The organism is Pseudobacter sp., assembly GCF_051955275.1.
In the GTDB taxonomy this organism is placed as follows: Bacteria; Bacteroidota; Bacteroidia; order Chitinophagales; family Chitinophagaceae; genus Pseudobacter.
Map to the genome: position 1 here is coordinate 13,927 of NZ_JBQCGW010000301.1, position 26,182 is coordinate 40,108.

At 48.5% G+C, this 26,182-nt stretch carries 26 protein-coding genes; 7 read left to right on the plus strand and 19 right to left on the minus strand.

Annotated features, from left to right (window positions below):
* Window positions 1-48: 48 nt before the first annotated feature.
* Window positions 49-648, minus strand: coding sequence for an RNA polymerase sigma factor (locus tag ACTHMC_RS26710; protein ID WP_440418005.1), 600 nt, complete (start codon window positions 646-648; stop codon window positions 49-51).
* Between the two features lie 196 nt (window positions 649-844).
* Here ACTHMC_RS26710 and trmB point away from each other — a divergent pair, with 196 nt between their 5' ends.
* The 3 genes from trmB to ACTHMC_RS26725 are packed head-to-tail and all read left to right on the plus strand — an operon-like array spanning window position 845 to window position 2,310.
* Window positions 845-1,564, plus strand: coding sequence for a tRNA (guanosine(46)-N7)-methyltransferase TrmB (trmB, locus tag ACTHMC_RS26715; RefSeq protein ID WP_440418006.1), 720 nt, complete (start codon window positions 845-847; stop codon window positions 1,562-1,564).
* A gap of 25 nt (window positions 1,565-1,589) precedes the next feature.
* Window positions 1,590-1,742, plus strand: a complete 153-nt coding sequence (locus ACTHMC_RS26720) for a DUF5522 domain-containing protein (RefSeq protein WP_440418094.1) — start codon at window positions 1,590-1,592, stop codon at window positions 1,740-1,742.
* A complete protein-coding gene (locus ACTHMC_RS26725; RefSeq protein ID WP_440418007.1) occupies window positions 1,720-2,310 on the plus strand; it encodes an MGMT family protein in 591 nt (196 codons plus the stop codon). Before ACTHMC_RS26720 ends, ACTHMC_RS26725 begins: the two co-directional genes overlap by 23 nt.
* A 2-nt stretch (window positions 2,311-2,312) precedes the next feature.
* Here the strand turns inward: ACTHMC_RS26725 and ACTHMC_RS26730 are convergent, their stop codons facing one another.
* From ACTHMC_RS26730 to ACTHMC_RS26815, 18 genes are all read right to left on the minus strand, one after another.
* Window positions 2,313-3,158: a hypothetical protein gene (locus ACTHMC_RS26730; protein WP_440418009.1), complete on the minus strand. Its 846-nt coding sequence runs from the start codon at window positions 3,156-3,158 to the stop codon at window positions 2,313-2,315.
* A gap of 169 nt (window positions 3,159-3,327) precedes the next feature.
* Window positions 3,328-3,753 (minus strand): DUF4265 domain-containing protein, encoded by a 426-nt coding sequence (locus tag ACTHMC_RS26735; RefSeq protein ID WP_440418011.1) that lies wholly within the window; start codon window positions 3,751-3,753, stop codon window positions 3,328-3,330.
* 111 nt (window positions 3,754-3,864) lie between these two features.
* Window positions 3,865-5,274, minus strand: a complete 1,410-nt coding sequence (locus ACTHMC_RS26740) for a hypothetical protein (protein ID WP_440418012.1) — start codon at window positions 5,272-5,274, stop codon at window positions 3,865-3,867.
* Between the two features lie 179 nt (window positions 5,275-5,453).
* Entirely contained in the window at window positions 5,454-5,906 is a 453-nt protein-coding gene (locus tag ACTHMC_RS26745; RefSeq protein WP_440418014.1) for a hypothetical protein, read from the minus strand.
* A 15-nt stretch (window positions 5,907-5,921) separates the two neighbouring features.
* Complete coding sequence (locus tag ACTHMC_RS26750) at window positions 5,922-6,503, minus strand: DUF420 domain-containing protein (protein ID WP_440418016.1); 582 nt, start codon at window positions 6,501-6,503, stop codon at window positions 5,922-5,924.
* A 4-nt stretch (window positions 6,504-6,507) separates the two neighbouring features.
* The gene (locus ACTHMC_RS26755; RefSeq protein ID WP_440418018.1) at window positions 6,508-7,320 is read right to left on the minus strand and encodes an SCO family protein; all 813 of its coding nucleotides are present in this window, start codon (window positions 7,318-7,320) and stop codon (window positions 6,508-6,510) included.
* A gap of 232 nt (window positions 7,321-7,552) precedes the next feature.
* Window positions 7,553-7,996, minus strand: coding sequence for a cytochrome C oxidase subunit IV family protein (locus ACTHMC_RS26760; RefSeq protein ID WP_440418020.1), 444 nt, complete (start codon window positions 7,994-7,996; stop codon window positions 7,553-7,555).
* 35 nt (window positions 7,997-8,031) lie between these two features.
* Window positions 8,032-8,709, minus strand: coding sequence for a cytochrome c oxidase subunit 3 (locus ACTHMC_RS26765; RefSeq protein ID WP_440418022.1), 678 nt, complete (start codon window positions 8,707-8,709; stop codon window positions 8,032-8,034).
* Between the two features lie 40 nt (window positions 8,710-8,749).
* The gene (locus ACTHMC_RS26770; RefSeq protein ID WP_440418023.1) at window positions 8,750-9,310 is read right to left on the minus strand and encodes a cytochrome c oxidase subunit 3; all 561 of its coding nucleotides are present in this window, start codon (window positions 9,308-9,310) and stop codon (window positions 8,750-8,752) included.
* Between the two features lie 18 nt (window positions 9,311-9,328).
* On the minus strand, window positions 9,329-10,225 hold the full coding sequence (gene cyoE / locus ACTHMC_RS26775; RefSeq protein ID WP_440418025.1) for a heme o synthase: 897 nt from the start codon (window positions 10,223-10,225) through the stop codon (window positions 9,329-9,331).
* Window positions 10,226-10,284: 59 nt separating this feature from the next.
* A complete protein-coding gene (locus ACTHMC_RS26780) occupies window positions 10,285-12,105 on the minus strand; it encodes a cytochrome c oxidase subunit I (RefSeq protein WP_440418027.1) in 1,821 nt (606 codons plus the stop codon).
* 39 nt (window positions 12,106-12,144) lie between these two features.
* Window positions 12,145-13,305 carry a cytochrome c oxidase subunit II gene (locus tag ACTHMC_RS26785; protein ID WP_440418029.1) on the minus strand — a complete coding sequence of 387 codons (1,161 nt, stop codon included), beginning with the start codon at window positions 13,303-13,305 and terminating at the stop codon, window positions 12,145-12,147.
* A 67-nt stretch (window positions 13,306-13,372) separates the two neighbouring features.
* A complete protein-coding gene (locus ACTHMC_RS26790) occupies window positions 13,373-14,596 on the minus strand; it encodes a quinol:cytochrome C oxidoreductase (RefSeq protein WP_440418031.1) in 1,224 nt (407 codons plus the stop codon).
* A 37-nt stretch (window positions 14,597-14,633) separates the two neighbouring features.
* Window positions 14,634-15,302: a c-type cytochrome gene (locus ACTHMC_RS26795; protein ID WP_440418033.1), complete on the minus strand. Its 669-nt coding sequence runs from the start codon at window positions 15,300-15,302 to the stop codon at window positions 14,634-14,636.
* Between the two features lie 17 nt (window positions 15,303-15,319).
* Window positions 15,320-15,907 (minus strand): DUF3341 domain-containing protein, encoded by a 588-nt coding sequence (locus tag ACTHMC_RS26800; RefSeq protein WP_440418034.1) that lies wholly within the window; start codon window positions 15,905-15,907, stop codon window positions 15,320-15,322.
* A gap of 27 nt (window positions 15,908-15,934) precedes the next feature.
* A complete protein-coding gene (gene nrfD, locus ACTHMC_RS26805; RefSeq protein ID WP_440418036.1) occupies window positions 15,935-17,386 on the minus strand; it encodes an NrfD/PsrC family molybdoenzyme membrane anchor subunit in 1,452 nt (483 codons plus the stop codon).
* Between the two features lie 63 nt (window positions 17,387-17,449).
* The gene (locus ACTHMC_RS26810) at window positions 17,450-20,638 is read right to left on the minus strand and encodes a TAT-variant-translocated molybdopterin oxidoreductase (protein ID WP_440418038.1); all 3,189 of its coding nucleotides are present in this window, start codon (window positions 20,636-20,638) and stop codon (window positions 17,450-17,452) included.
* 41 nt (window positions 20,639-20,679) lie between these two features.
* Window positions 20,680-21,933, minus strand: a complete 1,254-nt coding sequence (locus ACTHMC_RS26815) for a c-type cytochrome (protein ID WP_440418040.1) — start codon at window positions 21,931-21,933, stop codon at window positions 20,680-20,682.
* Between the two features lie 315 nt (window positions 21,934-22,248).
* On the opposite strand from ACTHMC_RS26815, the gene ACTHMC_RS26820 reads away from it, so the two are divergent.
* The 4 genes from ACTHMC_RS26820 to ACTHMC_RS26835 all read left to right on the plus strand — a co-directional run bounded on the left by ACTHMC_RS26820 (window position 22,249) and on the right by ACTHMC_RS26835 (window position 26,181).
* A complete protein-coding gene (locus tag ACTHMC_RS26820) occupies window positions 22,249-23,301 on the plus strand; it encodes a DUF6787 family protein (RefSeq protein ID WP_440418041.1) in 1,053 nt (350 codons plus the stop codon).
* Between the two features lie 106 nt (window positions 23,302-23,407).
* Window positions 23,408-24,121 carry a hypothetical protein gene (locus ACTHMC_RS26825; protein ID WP_440418043.1) on the plus strand — a complete coding sequence of 238 codons (714 nt, stop codon included), beginning with the start codon at window positions 23,408-23,410 and terminating at the stop codon, window positions 24,119-24,121.
* A gap of 49 nt (window positions 24,122-24,170) precedes the next feature.
* Complete coding sequence (locus ACTHMC_RS26830; protein WP_440418045.1) at window positions 24,171-24,713, plus strand: hypothetical protein; 543 nt, start codon at window positions 24,171-24,173, stop codon at window positions 24,711-24,713.
* Between the two features lie 286 nt (window positions 24,714-24,999).
* Window positions 25,000-26,181, plus strand: a complete 1,182-nt coding sequence (locus tag ACTHMC_RS26835) for a dipeptidase (RefSeq protein ID WP_440418047.1) — start codon at window positions 25,000-25,002, stop codon at window positions 26,179-26,181.
* Window position 26,182 lies beyond the last annotated feature (1 nt).

A 26,182-nucleotide genomic window follows, 5' to 3' on the forward strand; every position in this document is an offset into this window, starting at 1 on the left:
ATAATAAAGACTAACGAGATTTAAAAAAGGGTGGACGGGAAAAAAGATTTAACTGAAAAAAGCCAGCAACAGCAATAAAGAAATGTTGCCATGCTCCAGTAAATACTCCTTGATAGACTTTACCGATAAGGATAAATGCTGTTTCAATGTATTTCTTGAAATATTCATGATAGTGGCGGCTTCCTCGTAAGATTTTCCCTGTTGCCTGCAAAGGATAAAGGCTTCCCGTCGCTGAGGCGGCAGGTTATCGATTGCTTTTTGCAGCAGCTCTTCATACTCTCTGGCTTCTACTTTATTCATGAGATGTCTTGGATGAAGCTCCAGTTCTGCATCTTTCATGATCTCGCCGCGGATCGCATCGTAAAGGTTCATCCGGTTCAGCTGCGTGATCACTGTGTTCCTGGCCAGGCCATAGAGATAGGCAGTGAATGATACCTTGATGTCCACACGTTCCCTGGCATCCCATATTTTGAGGAAGATATCATGCAGGAGATCTTCTGCCAGTGTGGAATCCTTTGTGAATTTGAGGAGGTAATTGTAAATAAGGGAATGATACTGCCCATAAATTGCAGCGAAGGCCTGCTGGTCGCCACGGGCAAATCTCTGCAGCAGCTCAGGGTCGGTATTGGGTAGTGAAAAATCGGTCAATGAAAAGCGTTTCCCTTTGTTGAAAGACCTAAGTTAGGATTTAATGTGACAATCACCCGCCGATGCTGAAGAATTCTGCGATTGTCCATTGCACTGGCATCTGCGCCCATGCCTGCAGATTGGCTGAGCAGGAGTCAGCAGGGGCCTGTTTTGGAATGTTTTAAACACAATTGTTTGACCTACATTTGCACTCATAATGGGACAGAAAAAACTACATCGCTTTGCGGAATTGCTCACCTTTCCGAACGTATTGCAGAATCCTGAAGATATGGCCGGAAAATGGGGAGAGTTCTTCCATAATGCTCATCCGATCACCCTTGAGCTTGCCTGCGGTAAAGGTGAATATGCCCTTGGGCTGGGACGACTGCACGCTGAAAGGAATTTCATTGGAGTGGACATGAAAGGGAACCGCATTTGGGTTGGCGCAAAAAAAGCGCTGAAAGAGAACCTGACCAATGTGGGTTTCCTGCGTACGCAGATAGACCGGATAGCGATGCATTTTCAGCCCGGCGAAGTGAGCGAGATCTGGATCACATTTCCTGATCCGCAACTCCGTACTTCCAAAGCAAAGAAGCGCCTTACACATCCGAAGTTTCTTCGCCTCTATCAGCAATTGCTGAAACCAGGCGGCATCATTCACCTGAAAACAGATTCTCCTGCTTTATATCGTTTTTCAAAATGGGTGACAGACCTGTATGAACTGGAGGTCCTGGAAGATAAGGATGATGTTTATTCAGCGGGAGAGGAAGGCATCAGTGATGAACTGAAGATCAAGACCCATTATGAAAGCCTGGATATTGCCGGCAGTAACAGAATCCATTACCTGAGCTTCAGGTTGCCTGGTACACCGCTTCCCGATAAAGATGCAGCACTTAAAGACATGCTCCGTGAAGAAGAACTTGATAGAAGGCGTTGATTTTTATTTCAATGAAGATGGCTATATGGTGCTTACTGCTAAATTCCATCTGGAACGAGGCAGGTGTTGCGGGAATGGCTGCAAGCATTGTCCCTATGATTACATAAACGTCCGCGAACCCCGCCGTACCGAGTTGCTTCAAAAACGTAACGATCATGGCCAAACGAACAACAGCTAAACCAGCTGCTTTCAAAAGCAGCAGGAAACCTGCAAAACCCTCAACGGGCGCAGACGGCAAAAGACCAGTTGCCGCATCAAAGAAAAGCGCTGGCTCAAAGCTTTCCAAAGCCGGCGCTAAAAAGCCAGCGAAGGCCGGTGCTAAAAGTTTGCGTGACGCTTCATCCGCAGGCAGTAAAGCTGCACGAAAGAATATTCCTCCAACAGAAAAACTGAAATCAGTCACTCCCTCGGGTTATAAGGACCAGACCTTTTTTGAACAGGTGTTCGATGTAGCGAGGCAGATCCCCAAGGGCCGCGTAACTTCTTACGGCGCCATTGCAGCCAGCCTGGGCGCTAAATCAAGCTCAAGAATGGTAGGATGGGCCATGAACCTGGCCGGTGGCGCAAAACCCAAAGTGCCGGCACACCGTGTGGTAAACAGGAATGGTATGTTAAGCGGAAAGCATCACTTTGCCACACCCACCCATATGCAGGAATTGCTGGAACGGGAAGGAATCAAAGTGAAAGAAGACAAAGTTGTTGACTTCAATAAACTTTTCTGGGATCCTATGGACCTGGGTGATTAGTTCTACCAGTTGATATCGTAACCGATAGTTGCTATCGCTTCTAAATAACCGAAAGCGTGTGTTGCCTTACCGCCATCCACCGTAAGCGCATTGGTGTATTTGGCATACCCGGTTTTTCCGGTCACTTCAAAGAAGAAATTACGGCTGATATAATATTTGACACCACCTTCAACACTGGCCATATAACCAGCCAGGTGGAATTTATTATCCAGGCGCTTACCAAACATGGTCACATCTGTTTTAGGGATCATGAAACCTGCACCCAGTTTTAACATCGGTACAAAGTAGCCAGCTTTACGGTTGGTTTTATTGAGCGGCCAGAACTGCACATAATTGATATGGTAGAAGTTGGCGCCGTTGGTATGCTCAAAATGGAAAAGCCCGTCGCGGGTAACCAGGGTATCCTGATCAATATATTTATCTCCGATAGTGCCTTTCACATGGAGGCGCTGGTTATCGCTGACGATGTATTTGGTATGATCGAAGTTGATCTCGATGGCTTTGGTTTTCTCTTTGTTGAGGTAGAAGCCGATACGGTAATTGTATTGTGGTACTGAGATCTCGATGGGTTTCTTCCAGATAGCGTCCATATCGTTCTGGTCAACGCCGCGGACACTGTAAGCGGTAAAGTCGTGCGGCACACCATTTACAGATCCTTTGAAATGGATATCGCTTTTGGTATACCATTCTGTGTTATAGCCCCACTGGAGGTACATCCCTTTGATAGGAAACCGGGATTGTCCCACTGCGGTAAAACCGGTAATAACCAACAGAACAACGAGTGTGGCCATTCTTCCTGTCTTCAATTTCCCTTTTGGGCAGTTCCTTGCCTGGTATGTATTTTGCATTGCTTCAGATTTGGGGCGATACGGGTAAAAACGCCGCAAATTAAGGCAAATTGTCTACACTTCAGCCGTCTTAACTAATTCCTAACGAAATCATAGACTACTGCACAGAGCCTTAACCTTGAGAAAAGCCTGATGAGTACAGGCAAAATCTTACACTGTGGGTAAACCATCAATAATGCGCTAAAGCTGCCTCCTTATAGGTCCACTTTGATTCCTCCTCTCCTTTTTCGAAGAAATGCTGCACCAGTGAATATTGTACATCAGCGGGTATATGAACACCTAACACCCACCTGTTGGCGCTGACCTCCCAGCTGCAACCGAATTGCTGCAGCTCATCCAGCGCAGCCTCTACATCTTTTTCATCACTGAAGGAGACCTGTATGGTGCTGTTGCCTGAGAGATCCAGCGTCATATCGTAATGAAGGTGGCCATCCCGTTCGGAGGCACATACGATATCCCCTTTTGAGATGCTCGGCGTAAACAGGGGTATACTCTCGATACAATAGCAGGTCCCGGCTTTTGATGCACGCAGTGATTCAATATGGAAATCACCCATAGCATCCTGATACGTAAAAATGATCTGACAATCGCGCATAGGGATATGTTTACATTTAATAAATGCGGGATCGGTGCAGGGTATAGCTGTAGCTAGCCTGTTATTGTGTAAAACTGGTTTAAATAAGAATGGTAGTAAGAAGGAAGGAGCTTAGAAATTATAGCCAACCCTGAATTTCAGTGGCTGGGTTTGCGGACGCTGCTGGTAGCTCAGAAAATCCCAGAGCAGTTGCATTTTGGTTTTCTTGAACATTTTACTTTTCAGAGAAATGATCTTGCTGACACCTACCAGGCCGCTTTGCTGCCAGCTGTCCAGATCCTTTACATCGGAAATGAAAGAGAATGGCTGCTGATAATTGTATTCAAATCCACCGGAGGCAAAGAAACTTCCTTTCATTTTGTAGTCAGCAAATGAACGGAATCCCACACCCTGGTTTGTGACATTAATATTCCGGATATCCTGTCCCCAGCCTACTTTATAGCTGGCTCCCACACCAATCACACTTTTATCACTCAGTTTATACCCTACAGACAGACCGAGATCAGTAGTGGTGGGAAAGTAATTGCTGGAACGCTGGCTTTGCAGGTTCGTCCCATATTCCAGTCTTTGCAGGAATGATTTTGTTTTCTGGTTATTCGGTTTGAAGTCGGGCAGATCTTCCTCACTGCCCCCTCCTCCACCTAGTGCATTGAGTTTATCCTTGAGCTTACCCAGCTGTGCCTGGGCCGCCTGCACATTCTGTTGCAGCATGGCCGTTGCATTGGGACCTGCAGAGGCGATCCTGTCCTGTATCAGGGACTGAACACTGCTGCGGGTCTGCAGTCCGGCGAGACTGGCGCTGCTGCCATAGTTGTCCGGCAACCGGAAGAGACTGGCAAGGGCAGAATTATTCTTGAAAAAATCCTGGAAGGCAGGAATTTGTTTCACCAGCTCCAGTGCCTTTTGTTCCAGTTTGGAAGGGTCTTCCAGCATGGCTTTGTAGGAATTGATCTGTTCGCCGTAGTAATACACCTGCTGATTGTATTTTTTCAGCTCTTTGGTGAGCCCGAAACGGTTCAGTTGATCCTTCAGCATTTGCCGGCGTTCCCGCAGATATTTTTTCACATCAGTTGCCTGATCCAGCTTCCCTTCCAGGCCATTTACGGATTTGAGGGCATCTTTTACTTTACCCATCGTTTCCTCCCCACCCGGAAGCAACTCTTTGTTCTTTGTAAGAAAGTTCAGGGAGGTATTCAAGGTATCCATATGTGGCAGATACTGTCCTGCTTTTCCCATTTTCAACGGCTCCTTCAACTTTGCCTGCAACTGATTATAACGTGCTTCCACATCACCAAACGCCTGCTCAGCAGCGGCTGAGTCCTTGCGCGCCATTTTCTTTTTAAGCTTCTTCTCCTGCTTTTTCATTCGTTGCAATGCCTTCTCTGAGCTGGCGATCAGCTTCTCTTCCATCTCCGCTGATTTCTTATTCAGCTTGTCCAGGAAACGGGTAGGAAAACTGGTGATCTTGTCAATAGTGCCAGTGCCTTCCTGTGCTACCGAGCCCAGGCTTATCAAGATCATAACCACAAAAATCGCAATACGGGAATGCATAGAACAGGTTTATGTTTTACCGGCTAAATATAATCTTTCCTGATAGCGGCAACAAAACTAGAATGAATGAAATAGAAAACAGCGGGAAAAAAAACGGGATTTTAAGTGTTTTTTCCCATTGCAGCTTGAAGAGAATTATGTATCGGGTACTAAAGGTCTTGCTCTGTCAGGCGAAGGAGCATCGCAATATTTGCTTTGCGCGGCATGAACAGCAACAATATCAGCCAAAGCATAATGGCCAGGGCAAGGAAGGAATAGTAGGCCGTACAGATGAAAAGCCCGAGTGAGATCAATGCCGGCATATAGATCATTATCCACCATAGCAGACAGGCTTTTGCATATATGCCTGTACGCACAGGCGCAGGCTCCTGGCTGTTCCTGGCCGCCATCATCTTTCTTCTGAACAGGTTGAATCCACCAATCACCAGGCCTGCGGCAATAACCACCACCGCCAGCGAACCGTTCCTTTCCAGGCTTTCATTGGCGGGAATTGTAGCAGTAAGGGCATAAATGATCGATCCGGCGATACCAAGCAGCAACACAACAGTAAACAGACTGTGCTGCAGTTTCAGTTGACGGATCACCCCGGCGGCATTTGACATACAAACTGTTTGCTGTTAATAATAGGGGCTGATCAGAAGATACACCAGCACACCGGTGATGGCAACATATAACCAGATAGGCCAGGTGATGCGTGCCAGTTTCTTATGTTTCGGCCATTCCGCGATCATGGCGCGGTAGGCAGTAAAGAGAATAAAAGGAAGAATGATGCCAGCCAGGGGAATATGTGTGATCAGTATAACGTAATAGATCATACGAAGAGATCCGCCGGCTGCTTTCTCTTCATCAGATATAAGTCCATCGTGGTTCAGATCCCCGAACTTTGTTTCTCCGGCAAAAAGGTGATGTGAAATATAGGATACCAGAAAGAGTACAGACAGCACCATGGCTGTCATCATGATCTTCTTGTGCAACTGGTAGTTTCCTTTCTTTACAGTAACAAAGCCTGCGATCAGCAGAATGGTAACAATGAAATTGATAACCGCATTGGCGGTGGCAAATACGTGGGGATCGAAGCCAAGGTCCACATCCAGCTTTACCCTGGTCAATAGTACTACTGCGGCAAACACTACAAATGAAAATACCAGGATGAGTGCTCGTGCTTTTTTATCGTTCTTCTGTAAAACAGGTGGCAGCATATGATCAGGCGTTTGTTTTATTATTCTGTTTGCGGGTAACGCGGAGGAATACAGCCAGCAGGGCTATTGCAATCAGGTACACGGGCCACAGGCCGAGCAGCTTCGCCAGAACAGGGGATGATTCCTGTTTGTCTTTTTCCAGCATCAGCAGCGTAAGGTCTTCCGCCAGGGTTGCCAGTGAAGCACTGTCAAGACCATTGTAATAGCCGCGCACTACACCTCTTTTGTCTATCATCACAAACTTCTCGGTATGGATGAAGGCAGAATCAACGGTACCACCATCCTGCAGGCCGAGCTTGAGCTCATTGAGTGCGTAATCGTAGATCGTTTTCTTGGGACCGGTGACCATCCACCAGATATCATGGTTCACGTTGTAGCGGTCTGCATATTTTTTCAGCACGGGCACTGAGTCACGCTCAGGATCCACACTGAAAGAAAGCAGCTGAACGAAAGTGGTATCGATTCGTTTGGTGATATCTTTGAGTTTGAGGCCATCCTGGATGGTTTTCATATTCCGGGTGAGGCCGGGGCAGATGCTCGGACAGCGGGTGAAAAAGAAATTGGCGATCACGATGCGGCCACGGAGCTCGTTCATCGTAACGGTTTTACCGAGCTGGTTGGTCAGTTCAAAATTGTCAACCTGGTGCCAGATAGTATCCTGCACCAGTTTGCCTTTGATGATGGTATCCTTTGTGTCGTCGAAATAATAGTGACGGGGCATCGCCAGGGAGTCCTGGCTGATGGTTTTCACCAGAAAGTAGCTGGCTACAGGCAGCAGGAGGGCAACACACAGTGCTAAGAGGGCTTTCTGACTCACCTTGATGTATTTAGTTGCGCAAAGTTACCACAGTAAGCGATGCGATGCAGGTTTGAGGGGATTTAATTTACACTGATGGAGGGTTGCATTCCATCGGGGATCAGTCGCTCGCGTCCCCGGGAGTGACCAATATTTGCCCGCCTCCGGCGAGCGACTGGGCACACCCTGCAAAAGCAAACGGGCGTACCTGGAAAAGGCACGCCCGTTTTATCGGAATTACTTTCTGTTTTTCTTAATGAACCGCGCCTGGCTTTTCAGCTTCATGACCGTGAGCTGGTGCAGTCTGCTTCACCGGTGTGGTAGTGCGCTCCAGTGAATACGGATCGTACGTGTTCTTCAGGTTCTTGTAAGAGTTACCATCCCAGAGGAAGGCAGTGATGAACCAGATGAAGAGCAATGCAGGTATGGCAATGGTCATCACCAGGTTTTTGATCTCATGACCAAGGTGCATGAACTCGGCAATGATATAAAACGCTTTCGCGAGGGTGAAGATGATATACAATACGTTGAACCAGAGTTTCAGGCTATGAAAGTGAGGGGCGATGAACATACCCACAATCAGTTCCACTACAGTGATCACCAGCAGGATCCAGAATGTACGCCAGATGGCTGCTCTGTCAAATCCGTGTCCGTCTCCCTCTGCGTGTGAATGCTTTACGCTTTCAAAAGTTTCCATAAATATCTTTTTACAGTTGTAATTGTCAATGTTGTTTAGAACAGGTAGAAACAGGTGAATACGAATACCCAAACCAGGTCCACAAAGTGCCAGTACAGACCGGCTTTCTCAATCATCAGGTAATGTCCTTTCCTGTCGAATACTCCTTTCCAGGTCATGATCAGCATGATGATATTGATCACTACACCGGACAATACGTGGAAACCGTGGAAGCCGGTGATGGTAAAGAAGAAGTTGGTGAAGTTAGTAGAAGCAGGGCTTCCGTCAAAGTTATTGAAAGGATTCCTGCCCCACCATGCACCCTGCTCATGAAGGTGATGCCATTCCCATGCCTGACAGCCCAGGAACATCAGACCGCCGATGATGGTCAGGATCATATATTTCATTACACCTTTTCTATTGTTGGCATGTCCTTCGCCTACTGCCAGTACCATGGTAACGGAAGAGGCAATGAGGATGAAGGTCATGATACTCACGAATACCAGTGGCATATGTGCATGTCCCATGAAAGGAACAGAGGAGAACACCTCATTAGGGTCAGGCCAGCCGTTGCTTGCAAAGCGAACGGTTCCGTAAGAGATCAGGAATGCACCGAAGGTAAATGCGTCACTCATTAAGAAGTACCACATCATCAACTTTCCATACTCCACGTTGAAGGGACTCTTCCCTCCATCCCACCATCTTTGTTTACCTGCTACTGCTGTTTGTGCCATGTTACTGTATTAGAAATTTTAAATGATAGCTTGGTTTCAGTTAACGTTTGATCAGGAAAAATATGAACAGGTAGATCCAGAGGACATCTACAAAATGCCAGTAGGTGCTGATCACTTCCACCGGTACTGTATTGTAGTTCCTGAATTTGCGGCTGAATGCCTTGAAGAACATGACCAGGAGGGCGATAGCGCCACCCAGCACGTGCACGGCATGCAATCCGAAAATCACATATAAGAACTGTCCGGCCCCCGTGCCTCCGCTGAGGAACACACCTGTTTCGGCCAGCTGCTGAAAACCGATCACCTGCATTACGATGAATACGATTCCGAGGATCGCTGTAAGCGTCAGCAGTCTGCGGTACAGGTTCATCTTGCGCTCCTTGAATGATTTCAGGGCCAGCTGCATGGTGAAGCTGCTGAGCAGCATTACACCGGTTGAATAATAAAAGATCTGCGGCATTTCCACGGTTGACCATCCGGGTAAGCTACCCTTCACAATGTATGCACTGGTCAAACCGGCGAACATCATAATGATACTGCCTATAGCAATCCACAAGGTGAACTTGTGGGGATGTACTTTCTGTCTCTGCGAACTCACCATCTCCATTGTCTGTTTTCTTTATAGTTTGTCTGCCAGCATAGCCAGGAAAACTATCGGCAGGTAAATATAGCTGCTGAACATCACTCTTCTCGCTGCTTTAGCTTCCATCTCACGGTACAGCCTGATACTTTGCCACAACATAAAAAGATTGGCAGCGAATATGATCCAAAGGCTCGCAATGCCGCTGATTCCGGTCAGGTAAGGTAATATGCCGATCGGGATCAGTACCAGTGAGTATACAATGGACTGGATGGCAGAGAACTTACCAGGGCCTTCGGTGGATGGCAACAGTTTGAATCCGGCAGTACTGTAATCCTTATGCGAAAGCCAGGCGATAGCCCAGAAATGCGGAAACTGCCAGAAGAACTGTATGGCGAACAATACCCATCCGCCAACCGCCAGGTTATTTGCGCCTGCTGCCCAGCCGATCAGGCAGGGGAGCGCACCAGGCACCGCACCCAGCAAAACAGCCATAGAGCTGACCTTTTTCAGGGGCGTGTACATGAAGGCATAAATAAACCAGCTTACCAGGGCCACGGCGGCCGACAATACGTTAAAGAGCAAAACCAGCATTCCCAATCCGATCACCAGCGTGATGATGGCAAAAGCCCATCCTTCGGCAGGTGTCATACGGCCGGAAGCTACCGGTCTGGAGGCCGTACGTTTCATCAGGGTATCCGTATCCTTCTCCACTACCTGGTTCACTGCGTTGGCGCTGCCTGTGATCAGCATGCCTGCAATGAACAGTTCAAAAGCGCCAGCCCAATACCACTGATAAACAGCCAGTAAATAACTGATCACAGAAGAGAACACTACCATGAAGCTCAGGCTGAACTTGATCAGCGCCATGTAGTCACGCACTTTGCCGCCGATTGATAAAGAGCTGTGTTGCTTCACGGTGTCCTGCGTCGTCATCTGTTATGATATTTTACTGATCACCGGATGAGCTGTTTCATCCGGTAATCATTTGTTGCTTAGTGCTTGCTCTCATCCGGGCCGATAGGCTCGGTCTGAGGAATGAAATCTCTTCCATCCTTGCTGTAATCATATGCCCAGCGGTGAACTTCAGGGATCTCACCAGGCCAGTTACCGTGACCAGGACGGATCGGAGCAGTCCATTCGAGGGTTGTAGCGCCCCATGGGTTCTGAACGGTCACCTTTCTTCCTTTGAAAATAGAATAGAAGAAGTTGAAGATGAACATCAGCTGTACGGCAAATACAACGATCGCAACAGTAGAGATGAATTTATTCAGGTCTGAGAACTGTTTGAAAGATTCCCAGATGCTGTAATCGAGGTAACGGCGTGGCATACCTGCAAGACCTTCGTAGTGCATAGGCCAGAAGATCAGGTAAGCGCCGATCAGGGTGATCCAGAAGTGGATGTAGGCCATGGTGTTGTTCAGGAAACGGCCATACATTTTCGGGAACCAGTGGTATACACCCGCGAACATTCCGAAGAAGGCAGACACACCCATTACAATGTGGAAGTGCGCGATCACGAAATAAGTATCGTGGAGGTGGATATCCAGGGTAGAGTTACCGAGGAAGATACCGGTCAGACCACCGGAGATGAAGAGGCTCACAAAGCCGATGGCAAAGAGCATGGCTGGTGTGAAGCGGATATTCGCTTTCCAGATGGTGGTGAGCCAGTTGAACACTTTGATGGCGGAAGGAACCGCAATCAGGAGCGTCAGCAGTACGAACACGGAACCGAGGAAAGGATTCAGACCTGTTACGAACATATGGTGCGCCCACACGAGGAAGGCCAGGATAGTGATGGCGAACATAGAGCCAACCATCGCCATGTAACCGAAGATCGGTTTGCGGGCATTCACAGAGAGCACCTCTGATGCGATACCCATGGCTGGTAACAGGATGATATATACTTCGGGGTGCCCCAGGAACCAGAACAAGTGCTGGTACAGGATAGCGCTACCACCTTCGTTGGGGAGGGCGCCAACACCCGTGATGAAGATATCAGAGAGATAGAAGCTGGTGCCGCCGTGACGGTCGAACAACAGCAGGATGAAACCAGACAGCAGTACGGGGAATGACAGGATACCCAGAACGGCTGTGAAGAACAGCGCCCACATGGTGAGTGGCATCTTGGTCATGCTCATACCCTTGGTACGCATGTTCAGTACGGTAGATACGTAGTTCAGACCACCTAACAGTGATGATACCACGAACATTGCCATGGCCACGATCCACAGGTCCATACCCGTTTTGGAACCTGGAGAAGCGGACCCCAGCGCACTCAATGGCGGATAAGCCGTCCAGCCACCGGAGAATGGACCGGTCTGGATGAAGAGTGAGGAGAGCATTACGATGCTGCCACCGAAGAAGAACCAGTAAGAAAGCATGTTCATCATCGGGGAAGCCATATCGCGTGCACCGATCTGCAATGGAATGAGGAAGTTGGCGAAGGTTCCGCTCAGGCCACCGGTCAGTACGAAGAACACGAGAACGGTTCCGTGCATGGTTACCAGTGCGTAATAATTTTCCGGAGAGATCTTTCCACCTTTCGCCCATCTGCCAAGGATATCCTCCAGCCAGGGAAATGACTGATCGGGATAACCCAGTTGCAAACGGAACAATACTGACATCAGACCTCCGATTATAGCCCATACCATCCCTGTGATCAGGAATTGTTTAGCGATCATTTTATGGTCCTGACTGAAAACGTACTTGGTAATGAACGTTTCCTTATGATGATGACCGTGATCATCACCATGATGCACTTCATGAGAATGGGCTACCTCAGAATGGCCGTGCAGTGCTGCGTCGTTGCTCATGATATTCTTTTTAAAATCGGGTATAAACTTTTTAATTCGTTACGGTTTCGCTGCTGCAATTACAGGCTTCACTTCATGGGCAACTGCAGTTGCTTTTGTAGAAGAGTCGGCTGCTGCTGGGACAGGATTCTCGGGAGTAGCAGATTTTTCAGGGAAAGCGAGCGCATAGGCAGCTTTCTGTTTTGCTCTCCAGAGGATGAACTCATCCTTGGTTACCACTTTGATCAATCCTTTCATGGAGTAGTGACCGTTTCCGCACATCTGGTCGCAGGAGATCTCATACTCGAATTTAGGATTGCCGGTGATCTTCCTCATTTCCTCGGTAGTGTACTTTGGAGTGAACCACATGGTTGTGGGTGTTCCAGGCACAGCGTCCATCTTCAGGCGGAAGTGAGAAAGGCCTACGTCATGCACTACATCACGGGAGTTGATCACCAGTTTCACCGGCTGATCTTTCACCATATAAATAGCTTCGTTGGTAACGATATCGTCATAGGTAGCAGGATCAGCTTTGATCTCTACAGTACCTGCAGGATTTCCGTTGTGATCTTTTTTGTGGATAGTAGTATCGAGCCAGTTCAGACCAAGCTGGTTGTTCTTTCCTTCGTCGATCATACGATAGTATTTTTTACCGAAAGTATTGTCTTTACCCGGGTAGCGGTAGATCCATCCGAATTGTTTGCCGGTGATCTCAACCACCAGTGAATCCTTGGGGGCATCGCCGGTGATACGGAACCAGTAATACAGACCGAATCCAACCAGGATACAGAGTGTAATGGCAGGAACTGTTGTCCAGATAAGCTCCAGCTTATTGTTATGCGGATAGAAGAACGCTTCTCTCTTGGAACTGTACTGATATTTGAAGGCGAACCAGAACAGGAGGATCTGTGTGATGATGAATACGATACCAGTGATAACAATGGTAATGTACAGCATCCTGTCGATGTTCTCTCCGTGATCAGATGCAGAGGGCTGGGCCATCAGGGTTTTGTCGAACAGGAGGTGATTGCACCACCACACGCCGATAAGCCCCAGTACCAGGAATACCACCATCAGGAATGCATTGACCTTATTACTCTGCTCGAAAGCTTTCTTCTCGCCTTTCAGCACAGAAACATACTCGCTGGCCTTGGCAATCTGAAACGTGATCAGGAAGCCGAGAGCAAGGATCGTTAAAAGAAATATTCCGGTAGTTGTCATGATCTATCAATAAATTTTATTCGAACAAACAAGTTTTACGTCTTGAGCTTTACACACTGTTTCCAGATCAGGTATGGTGTATGATACTTTCTTTGATCAGCGGGTGGTTCTTGCCAACGAGCGGAGCTTTTGTAAGCGCCCTGCCTACAGCGAACATGATCAGACCTACGAAGCCGGCTGCAACACCGAAGTCGAACAGGTTGAGGGTAACATGCTCTTTCATTACGCTGGCAAATACCATCTGATAGAAATCGAACCAGTGACCAACCAGGATCACAATGGCGAGCATGGTGAGCGTGGTGTAGTTTCTCTTGGAACCGCGGCGCATCAGTATCAGGAACGGAGCCAGGAAGTTGATGCAGAAGCTGAACCAGAAGATGCCGGAATAAGCACCTGTTTCGTGATCGGTTACTATACGTGAACGGAAATAAACTGTTTCTTCAGGGATGTTCGCATACCAGATCAGCATGTACTGGCTGAACCAGAGGTATGTCCAGAAGATAGAGAATGCGAACATGAACTTTCCAAGGTCATGCAGGTGCTCTTCATTGGTATACTCCAGGTAGTTATTGTTCTTCAGGAATACAACGAAGAGGGTGATAAGTGCCATACCTGCCACAAATGTGCTGGCGAAAGTGTACCAGCTGTACATGGTAGAGTACCAGTGAGCGTCGATGCTCATCAGCCACAGCCATGGAACGGTGCTCATTACAGTCAATGCGAACCAGATAATGAACAATGCAGCCCAAACGGTGTTCTTAAAGATCCACTTGCGAGCAGTTTCTTTATCAGGCAGTGGATTTTCATCCAGCTTGCGGTTCTCTTTGCGCATCTTGGCGCCGAGCAGGATCCAGCCTACCAGGGTGAGGGCAGTCCAGATTATGAAAAAATTCTTATTGAGGAATCCTGATTTTCCTTCCAGGATCTTGTCTCCGTGAGGATGCAGCCAGTGGTAGATATGCGGGTCTACCGTCACCAGGCAAACGAGGATGATGCCGGTGATGATGGCCATTGGAATAACTGCTACTGAAATGGCTTCAGTAACTCTTCCGAAACTGAGCTGCCAGCCACCCCATGCGAGGGTAGTTGCGCAGAGGAAGAACATAGACGCATTTACTACTAATAAAAAGTAGACGCTATTCTGCAGTAATGTGGCCCAAAACCTTTGGGGATGTTCGCTGTTAGCATACAGGAAGAAACCGATAATAACAGACAGCACACCTATTCCCATCAGGGCTAACGACCATGTTCTGTATCGCTTCGGTATCTCAAAAAATTCTTTACTAGCCATTGTCAACAGTTTATAATTTCAATGTGTCTCTTCTCAGTTATTTTTTTGCAGTTGTATCAGCTGCAGGTTTTGCTGCATCAGCAGCAGGCTTTGTTTCAGCAGCACCGCCATTGGCTTCTGCCTGTTTTGCCTTCACATAGGCAACCACCATCCAGCGCTGTGTGGTGCTCAGTTGTGAAGAGTAAGGTCCCATCAGGTTCTTACCGTAAGTAACAGAATACATCATCTGACCTGCAGGCATACCAGTGTAAGTGGCGTTGCTGATCAGGTTAGCAGGCGCAGGGGCGTAAGGGCCATCTGTACCATCGCTTCTTTTGTGAAGCACACCGTTTCCATCCAGACCGGCACCGTGGCAGATGCCACAGTTTACCAGGTAAAGACGCTCAGCTTCTTTATGCTGATCAGGCGTCATAGCCGTGATAGGGTTAGGTACTGCTTTGGAAGCTTCGTAGTTCACCAGTTCACCCTGTTTGTCTTTGGCAATCGGGAAAGGGAACAGTTCGCCTCTTTTGATAGTACCAGGCACAGGTTGTGCATTATATTTAATACCCAGCGCTTTGAAAGTATCAAGCGGAGTATAGGTTTCAACAGCCACACTATAAGCCATATCCGGCATGTATGCCCTACCCGGCTCCCTGCTTGTTTCCTTACAACTCCAGGCTACAATGGCCAGTACTAAAACAGCTATGATCGATAATTTTTTCATCGTGCTTCAATATTCAATTATGCTGAAACGGTTTCGTCCTGATATAACTTTTGCTCTTTGTCGTAACGACCCAGCCACCATCCGGTTTCGGCGATCTGCGTATTGATCTCAGTAGCACCGAGGCTGTTCATGAATCCGCTGATCTCAGTCTCATCGGACTTGGGAGTTACTTCAATCACCATTACCATTTTATCATCAGTAGCCCTGAGGTGGAAGTGGTGTTTCTTAACAAAGGGAGCCAGCTGGCAGAGATAGCAGAAAGTGAGCACCATGCCCACAGCTGCGCACAATACCGTGAACTCGAACATGATCGGCACCCAGGCCGGCAGCGCAAAGTGAGGCTTACCACCGATGTTCAGGGGCCAGTCTTTGGTGAAGATCCAGGAGATGCAGCTCAATGCGATAGTAGTACCAGTGATGCCATAGATGAAACCGGCAGTGTGAATGCTGGTATCACGCAGGCCCATCGCCTTATCCAGTCCGTGGATCGGAAGCGGGGTGTACACGTCGTGCAGCTTGTATCCTGTCTTACGCACTTTCTTCACGGCATTGAATACCTGTTCTTCTTCATCAAAGCAACCGACTACAAATTTTTTAACAGCCATATAGCGATTTGTATAAGTTTAAATCAATTAGTGATGTGCAGCGTGCACTTCGTGATATAAGTGGTCAGCGCTCTCGTTTTCCACTTTAACCATGTCTTTCTTATAGCTCTCACCTGATCTCTTCAGGATATGCTTGATCTCAGCCACAGCAATAACCGGGAAGAATTTGCTGAACAGGAAATAGCAGGTGAAGAACAATCCGAATGTTCCGAGATAGAATCCAACTTCCCAGATAGTGGGGCGGTAGTAAACGGCCCAGCTACTTGGAATATAATCCCGGTAGATGGAAGTAACGATGATCACAAAGCGCTCGAACCACATACCGATGTTTACGATCACAGACATGAAGAAGGTAACCACGATATTCCTTCTGAGTTTGCGGAACCAGAAGATCTGCGGAGACAATACGTTACATCCCATCATCAGCCAGTAGCTCCAGCCGTAAGGGCTGAACAGGTCGAGCCTGTTATTCATGAATGCGTAGTTCTCATATGGGTTCTGACCATACCATGCAATGAACAGCTCGGTGAGGTAAGCGATACCTACGATAGAACCGGTCAGTACGATAACCTTGTTCATTACCTCGATGTGCTCCATGGTGATATAATCTTCGAGAGACAGTACTTTTCTGGTAACCAGCAGCAGGGTTTGTACCATTGCGAATCCGGAGAAGATCGCACCCGCTACGAAGTAGGGAGGGAAGATGGTAGTGTGCCAGCCGGGAACCACTGAGGTGGCGAAGTCAAAAGATACCACCGTGTGTACTGACAGTACCAGTGGTGTACTCAAACCGGCCAGTACCAGAGAGAGGCTCTCATGACGCTGCCAGTGTTTGGTAGAACCGGTCCAGCCAAAGGCCAGCAGACCGTACATCAGCTTCCTCCATTTCAGTTTGGCGCGGTCGCGGATGGTAGCGAAGTCAGGGATCAGACCTGAGTACCAGAATAACAGTGATACGGTGAAATAAGTAGAGATCGCAAATACGTCCCAGAGCAGCGGAGAGTTGAAGTTAACCCACAGCGGTCCGCGTGTGTTGGGGTAAGGCAGTACGAAGAAGGCCATCCATACACGACCCATGTGCCAGATCGGGAACTGGCCCGCGCACATTACGGCGAAGATGGTCATGGCTTCCGCAGCGCGGTTCACACCTGTTCTCCATCCCTGACGGAACAGGAGGAGGATCGCGGAGATCAGCGTACCGGCGTGACCGATACCTACCCACCATACGAAGTTGGTGATATCCCAACCCCATCCGATGGTTTTATGCAGGTTCCACTGACCCACACCATAAGTTACCTCACGGTAAATGGAATACACACCAAACATCAGCAGTCCCACTGAGATGATGAAACCGATCCACCACAGACGGCTGGGCGGTGCTTCAATAGGACGCACAATATCTTCCGTAACCTGGTGATAATCCTTAGAACCATCCACCAACGGGGCTCTTACTTGCGATTCGTACTTGAATGATGCCATTTGTTATAAGCTTTAAGCTATTAGCACTTAGCTTGAAAAAAATTAGTTCTTGATCACAAACCCTTAGTGAGCTGAATGATGTTCTCCAGCTGCGGCGGGTGTTTCTACTTCGTGTGTGAATACCTCAGCACTCAGGTGACCGGCATTGGCGATCTCGGAAGAGTTACGCACTTTAGCCAGGTAATTGATGTTAGGCATTACGTGGATCTGCTCCAGCGCATGGTAGAGGCGGAGACCATTCTCTTTTCTCACCTTGCTCACTTCGCTCTCAGGATTGTTGGCATTACCGAACACGATCGCATCGGCGGCACAAGCTTGCTGACAGGCGGTTTTCACATCGCTGTCTTCCAGCGGACGGCCGGCTTTCTTCGCTTTCAGTTTGCCTTCCTGCAGACGTTGTACGCAGAAAGAACATTTTTCGATCACACCACGGCTACGTACTGTAACATCAGGGTTCAGTACCATACGGGTGAGCTCATCGTTCATCATCAGAACAGCATCGTCCAGCTGGCCTTCTTCAACAAGGGGCTTCTGGTTGTTTGCGAAGCTGTCTGCGCCAGTGTAGTCAGCCCAGTTGAAGCGACGTACTTTGAACGGACAGTTGTTGGCGCAATATCTTGTACCGATACAACGGTTATAGGTCATCTGGTTGAGACCTTCACTGCTGTGGTTGGTTGCAGCTACCGGACATACGTTTTCGCAAGGAGCGTTATCGCAGTGCTGGCAGAGCATCGGCATGAATACGGTCTGGATGCTGTCTGCATCGTTAGGGTTACCGCTGAAGTAACGGTCGATACGCAACCAGTGCATATCATGGAACCTGGCTACTTCATGTTTACCTACGATCGGAATATTGTTCTCAGCGTTACAGGCCACCACGCAGGCGCCGCATCCGTAACAGCTGTTGAGATCGATGCTCATTCCCCATTTCACACCTGGACGGGCGTGAACAGGATACAGTGTACCTTCTTTCTCGAAATTGTCCAGGCCACCCCATGGAGCCAGTTCCTTAGCCCTTGCATCACGGATGATGGATGGATTCTTCTGCAGCTCATGGAGTGTTACTTCCTTCACTACTTCATGACGGCCTTCGTAGCTGTTATGGTTTTGTGTCTGAGCGATCTTGTATTTCTTGTCGAGTTCTTTTGCATCCACTTTATCGGTAGCGGTCCACTCTACAGTAGTTCCGTTGTATGACAGTAATGGGTATGCGTTGAAACCAACAGGGGCACCACCGATAGCAACTACTGCTCTTCCGATCTCTTTCACACGACCGTAACCTACGGCGATGGCGATGGTATTGGACTGCGTACCGGGGATCACCATGATCGGCAGTTCCATTTTCTTATTTCCAACAGTGAGCTCAAGCATAGGCTTCATCACTTCCACCTCATACTTGTCTGCACCGCGGCTGTTGCTGATATCAATTTTGAACATCTCTTTGGCCATGGCCGGAGAGATAACAGCGTAGTTGTCCCATGAAACGCGGGTGATAGGATCAGGCATTTCGAGCAACCAGGGGTTGTTGCCTTGCTTACCATCGCCCATGGATACTTTCTGGTAAACCACTACTTCAAACTTACCGGTCTTCTTCATGCCGGCTGCTGCTGCCTGAGCGGCTGCAACGGAAGCTCCGTTGAAGGCGGCGCCGGCAGGAGCGATAGCTGTTTCGATCACACCATCCTGCAGGGCTTTGTTGTAGTTGTCAAGGCTGCCGAGTTTGGCAACCCAGTAGTTCTTGAAGTACACATCGTAAGCGGTTGCGTTACCAGCCCATTTCAGGAGGGAGTCCTGAAGCGGTCTTGTATCGAACAGCGGGTTGATGGTTGGCTGGATCATAGAGATCTGACCAGCTTTGAATTCTGCATCGCCCCAGCTTTCGAGGAAGTGAGGAGCAGGCAGTACATATTTGCAACCTTGCGTGGTTTCGTCCATTCTGTCATTGAAGGAAACAGAAACGGAAACTTTGCTGAGGGCCTTTTTGAATCTTTCGCCATCGAAGTATTCGTAAGCGGGGTTCACACCGGCGATGAGCAGGGCACCTACAGAACCGGATTCCATATCGGTAACCAGTTTGGCGATGTCGCTGTCCAGCCCCTGGAAGGTCAGGATGGGAACTGCCCAGTTGATGGTAGTTCCGTTAGCGCCGATTGCTTCGTTGATAGCGTTTACGAGGATCTGAACATTTACATTGTTGCAGTCTGCCACAACCAGTGCTTTGCCTTTGTTGGCAACCAGGTCTTTGGCAGCAGCTTCGATACCTTTTTTCAGGTTTCCTTCAACACCGGCAGCACCCTGACCGTTCACTGCGCTAAGCAGGGCGGCGGCTACCAGACCGATCTCGGAAGGACGGTGCGTAAAGCGTTCGTCAGCGTTTGAACCTGTGAGGCTCATCATGCTCTCGAACTGATAGTGTTTGCTGATCTCGGGGCTCTTCTCATTCATCACCTTTCTACCGGTGCTGTATCCACGCTGAAATTCAACGGGGCTCAACCAGGTAGCCAGGAAGTCTGCACCAAGGCTCACGATCACTTTAGCATTTTCAAACTGATAAGAAGGGATAGCTTTCTTACCGTAAGTGGCTTCGTTTGCCAGGATCATTGCGCTATAAGAAGTAGCGTCGTATTGTACATGACGGCTTCCTGGATATTTTGCCAGGAACTCGCTGATGATCTGTTTTGTTGTGGGGGAGTTGATGGTACTGGTGAGGAGCACTACAGGTTTTCCACCGAGTGCGGCCAGCTCATCCATGATATGCTTGTCGATCACATCGTAAGCAACAGCAGTTCCTTTTTCTTCAGGGTTGCGGAGACGGGCTGTATCATACAGATCCAGCACAGATGCCTGCACTCTTGCAGTGGTGGCGCCTTTAGTGTGTGTGCTGAGGGTATTTCCTTCGATCTTGATGGGCCTTCCGTCTCGCACCTTGGCAACGATGGGAATTGCTTCACCGCCGCTGATATAGGTAGTAGCGTAATAGTCAGCAACACCTGGAATGATATCCTGTGGCCTGTTCACATAAGGAACCGCTTTTCTTACAGGAACCTCGCAACTTGCGGCAGCCATGGCTGCTGCGGTGCTGAAGCCTAAGTATTTCAGAAAGTCTCTACGGGATGCATTGGCATCGGCTAATCCGTTCTTTGCAGCACCTTCAACCGGCAGGTCTTCATTGAATTCGTTCTCTGCCAACTTTTGATGGGCCTCACTGTTATTGAGCTCTGTGAAACTCTGCCAGTACTTTTTTTTAGCCATTTATATCAGTTTGAAAAATTTGGAAAAAGGGGCGTTATCGATTAATAGTGACATTTCTGACACTCGGTACCGCCGATATCACTTACAGTCACGCTGTCTCTTGTCTTATTCTTGATCTCGTTGTGATACTTTTCGTAAATGCTGTAGAACTTGTTGTCAACAAAATCAACTTTGGTTTCACGGTGGCAGTTCACGCACCATCCCATGCTCAGTTCAGCAACCTGCTTCACTTCATGCATATTGTTGATTTCGCCGTGACATGTCTGACATTGTACTTTACCAGCTTTCACGTGTTGAGCGTGGCTGAAGAATACGTGATCAGGCAGGTTGTGGATCTTCACCCACTCAACAGGTTTTGTTTCGCCAGTGTATTTTTTCTTGGCAGGGTCCCATCCGGCAGCTGCATAGATCTTCTGGATCTCGGCAGTTCCGTTCACTTCAGTTCCGTCTTCTCTGTGGATAGCAGGACCGGTATATTCATTGATGCTCATGTGGCAGTTCATACAAACATTCACAGAAGGAATGCTTGCCTGTTTGCTCTCCATGGCGCCGCCGTGACAGTACAGACAGTTGATCTGGTTTGTTCCGGCATGCACTTTGTGTGAGTAATAGATAGGTTGCACTGGTTCGTATCCTTTTCTGCGGTCAAGGCCGATCATACCTTTGGTAACGAAGAAGCCGCCAACCACGAAAAGCAATACAGTGATCAATGCGATGTAAGTTTTATTTCTGTAGAAAGGAATAGGCTCCTGTGCAGGAATGCCGTCTTTATCGTCAGCCAGCTTTTTGAGGTTGCTGTTGACACCGAGCATTACGAGCGCTACAACGGCGAGGATCAGGGTAAGAACGCCGTAGAGGATAGCGTTGTCTGATTCACCCATTTTGCCATTTTCAGCACCAGGGCCGTTTGTTACAGCTACCGGTGCTTTGTACTCACGTACATATTTCAGGATGGCATCGATTTCCTCATCACTCAGATTGGGGAACACGTTCATCGGGGTCTTGTTCCACTTCACGAAGAGCTCGTTGAAGTATTTATCTCCGGAAGCAAGTACCGCCTGGTTATTTCTGATCCATGCATGCAGGAGTTTTTTATCCTTCACGCGATCTTCAATACCCTTGAGCGCCGGGCCAGTAAGGTCTTTAACCACACCGTGACAAGTTGCGCAATTATCCTGGAACAATTTAGCCCCATCCTGCGCACTCAACTTATTTCCGAACGACAATAACGTAATCAATAATACACTGAGAAGGGCCCCTCTGGCAATTGGTCTTTGTACTCTGTGGTCAATCATATCAGTTGAATATGACGAGATTATGTGGAAAAATTTCCTGATTTGGCTGCAAAAATAAGTCAGGATTCTAACAAAATATCAACATAGTTAAAATTTTTTTAAGCCAGTCCTGTAGCGGGTTTCAGCCGATTTTGAACCCAAAATTCATTATGTCATGACATTTATGTCATGTTTTTGTCACCCCATTTTGGGGCTGGACAGAGTGTGGAAAAGCCGCAATAGTTACATGCTTAAAAACCGCAATATGTGTTTGGAAAATGCAATATCGGGCTTACAAAATCAGATAATTGACCAAATTGCTGCACTTTTGCGTCCATGTTTACACGGCTTCAACAAAAATGGAAGGTCAACGGATGGCGCCTCCTTCTCATCCTCATCACCTTTGCCGTAGGCGGCAGTCTCTGCGGCTATTTAGGCAGGATCATCCTGAATCAACTGGCCATCAACCAGCCTGTTATACGTATTATATTATATGTAGTGATAGTGACCCTCCTCTGGCCACTCTGTGTAATAGTGATCAGTATCCCCACCGGACAATTCTTCTTTTTCCGCAGCTACCTCAAGAAAATGGGTCAGCGGATCGCGGGAAAGAAGCATGAAGAGCAGGTTGAACGGGCTGAGCCGGTTGTCCGGGAAACTAAGGCTTCCGGTACTCCCACCCCAAAGAAGAAACAGGAAGAAGTACCCTTGCCTAAAAAGAGCTTCAACTTCAACCCCAACAGCCCGGTTGCCGGTACTCAGCGCAGGCCAACCGATGAGGAGTTAGCCCAGAAAGCGAAGCCCACCCCCTTCCGGATAGCTGTCTTTGCCTCCGGAGCCGGTTCCAACGCAGCTAAGATCATTGAATACTTTAAAGAGAAGCCGGGTGTGGAGATCGGGCTCATCATCAGCAATAAGCCGGAAGCCGGTGTGCTGGGCATCGCTCAACGCGAAGGCATCCCCACTCTGATCATAGATAAAGAGAAATTCTTCCGGGGCAATGCCTATGTGGATGAACTTAAGGAAGCCAATATCGGTTTTGTTGTGTTGGCAGGTTTCCTCTGGAAAGTTCCCGTTGCCCTGGTGCAGGCTTTCAGTGGAAGGATCGTGAATATCCATCCGGCACTGCTGCCAAACTACGGCGGTAAAGGAATGTATGGTATGCATGTGCACAATGCCGTGATTGCTGCTAAAGAAAAGGAAAGCGGCATCACCATTCATTTTGTGGATGAAGTATATGACCACGGCGCAGTGATCTACCAGGCCATCTGCTCCATTGAAGAAACGGATACACCTGAAGTGCTGGCGCAGAAGATCCATCAGCTGGAGCATGCCCATTACCCGCGTGTGATCGAAGAAGTGATCACCGAGTTGCAAAAACGCAGTTAAATGCGCCAATCCCTCGGCTAAGAATCCTATCTTGCTGGAGTATCAATCATGTAAACACACGTTGCTGAGGACAAGGCTACTTATATTATTTACGGTGCTGTGCTCTATGACTGCTTTGGAGACCTTTTCCCAGACAAGGTTCAAAGTATCGGGAGCCGTGTATGATATCTCCAGGATGGTACCACTGCCATCCGTATCCGTCATCAGCACCAGCGGTATGGGCACCGTTACCGATTCATCGGGCCGCTACTCGATAGTGGTGACAGAAGCCGACTCCATCTCCTTTTCTTATCTTGGTAAGCCCACTCCAAAATATGCAGTAAAGGCAATCCCCGATATCAACCAGTTCGATCTCTCCCTGCACGTAACCGTTACCAACCTGCCGGCCGTAACCGTCAAAAGCCCCAACTACCGGATGGACTCCCTGGCCAACCGCCGCGAGTACGATAAATATTTCAACTACAAAAAACCAGGCCTCAGCGCCAGTGTCAATCCCGATGGCCGCGTAGGCGCCGACCTTACTGAACTCATCACCTTTTTCCAGTTCCGCCGCAACAAAAGAATGGCACAGTTCCGCGACCGCCTGATCAGGGAAGAAATGGAAAAGTACATCGATCACCGTTTCAGCAGACCGCTGATAGTGAAGCTCACCGGGTTAAGAGGAGCAGAACTGGAAGCCTTCATCGCACAATACCGGCCTGCATTGTTGTTTGTTCAGGTGGCTACTGATTATGAAATGGGGATGTATATAAAAGAATGCTTTGTGTTGTATCAGCAGAAAAAAGCGTGGAAAGAGGCAGAGAATTATCCAGAGAAGTAGATCTTGCAGACAGCGGGCAAATCTATCAATAACACTCAATCTTATTATAATGGACCAACTCAACCTCGGCATCGGCACCCGGCTGCAACATACCCAGTTCGGGCCAGGCGTAATCACCGGCGTTCGTTACGCCACCTATCTGATCACCTTCATCAACCACGGAACAAAGGAAATCGATAAAAACGATTCCAACCTCGATGAGATCATCCCCGACAACGTAACCGAAGAAATAGAAACTCATAGCGATGTGGAGAAATCCCTGCTCAAAATACTTCGGTTATGGAATGGTGTTAGTGAGGTAGTGCATTTGGGCGACAAATGGAAAGGCGGCATCATGCTCCTCCAGCCCGCCGACAAATCTCAAAAACCCAAAGAAGTCCCTGTTGAGGTCTTCTTCCATAAGATCGTGATGCTGAGAGACAGGCTCCGTGTGCTGGAACAACAGGTGAACGGCCACAAGCAGCTCAGCGACGAAGACAAAGTGAACCTTCAGCAATATATCACCCGCATCTACGGCACCCTCACCACCTTCAACGTACTGTTCAGGAATAAAGAACAGTGGTTCGTTGGAGAGAAAGGATCTGCTGAATAATTAATTTAAAATCGTCCCGTTTCATTTCGCAGCGGCCAGTCGCTCGCGTCCCCGCGAGTGACTGCTATTCCGTCGCCTCCCGGCGACAAGGTATTCGCCGGAGGCGAACAAATATTGCTCACTCGCCAGAGGAGAGCGAGTGGTCTCCGATGAAAGGTAACCTTCTTGTTGCCCGTACTTCGGGCGCAACCGTTCATGCTTCGGTACCATTATTTCCCTGGTGGTCAATTTTGGCAGAGCCCGTTTCGCGGGTCTTTTTTATATTTAGTATCACCAAGATCATCATATGGGGAAATTATCACTATCCTGTATTGTATCACTCTGCTGCCTGCAACTGTCTGCGCAAGCCTGGAAAGACCTTCACTCCGGGGCCATCGTGGTGGACACGCATAACGATATCCTTACTACCTGTTTTGAAAAAGGATTGAGCTTCGACAAAGACCTCCGTGGCAAAACACATTCAGACCTCAATCGCTTTGCCAAAGGTGGCGTGGATGTACAGATATTTTCCATCTGGTGCGATGGAACTTTCATCAACGGCAAAGGCTATGCAAGGGCTACCCAACAGATAGACACGCTCTACGCAGTGCAAAGAAGAAACCCGGGCAGGATGAGCATCGTTACCAATTCCGGCCAGCTTCTGCAAGCCGTGAAAGAAAAAAAACTCGCCGCCATGATCGGAGTGGAAGGCGGGCATATGATCGAAAACAGATTGGATTACCTCGACAGTTTGTATAACCGCGGCGCCCGCTACCTTACCCTCACCTGGAACAATTCCACTCCCTGGGCCAGTTCAGCCGCCGACGAATCCAAAGGCAAGCAGCCGAAAGGCCTCAATGATTTCGGTAAACAAGTGGTGAAACATATGAATCAGCTCGGCATGCTGGTAGACCTCAGCCATGTGGGCGAACAAACTTTCTGGGACGCCATCAACACCACCACGCAACCCGTGATCGTGTCACATAGCTGCGCATACGCACTCTGCCCGGTTTCCCGCAACCTCACTGATGAGCAGATCAAAGCAGTGGGCAAGAACGGCGGTGTGATCCATTTGAACTTCTACTCAGGTTTCCTGGACAGCAGCTTCTTCAAAAAGAACCGCGAGTTCCGTCGCAAGCACCGCGCAGAAGTAGACTCCCTCAGGGCCGCCGGCACAGACAGCGTTATCATTACTGAAACCCTCGCTGAAAAATACAAAGCCGATGCAAAGCAGCTCCGGGCTCCCTTTTCCCTTCTCTTCGACCATCTTGATCATATCGTGAAACTGATCGGAACAGACCATGTAGGCCTGGGCTCAGATTATGATGGCATTACCTCGGTACCCCAGCAGCTGGATGATGTTACCCGATTCCCACTCATCACCAAAGAGCTCCTCCGGCGAGGCTATACACACCTGCAGATCAATAATATTTTAGGAGGAAATTTCCTTCGGTTACTCAGCACCGTTGAAAACTCCGCCAAACCTTAAA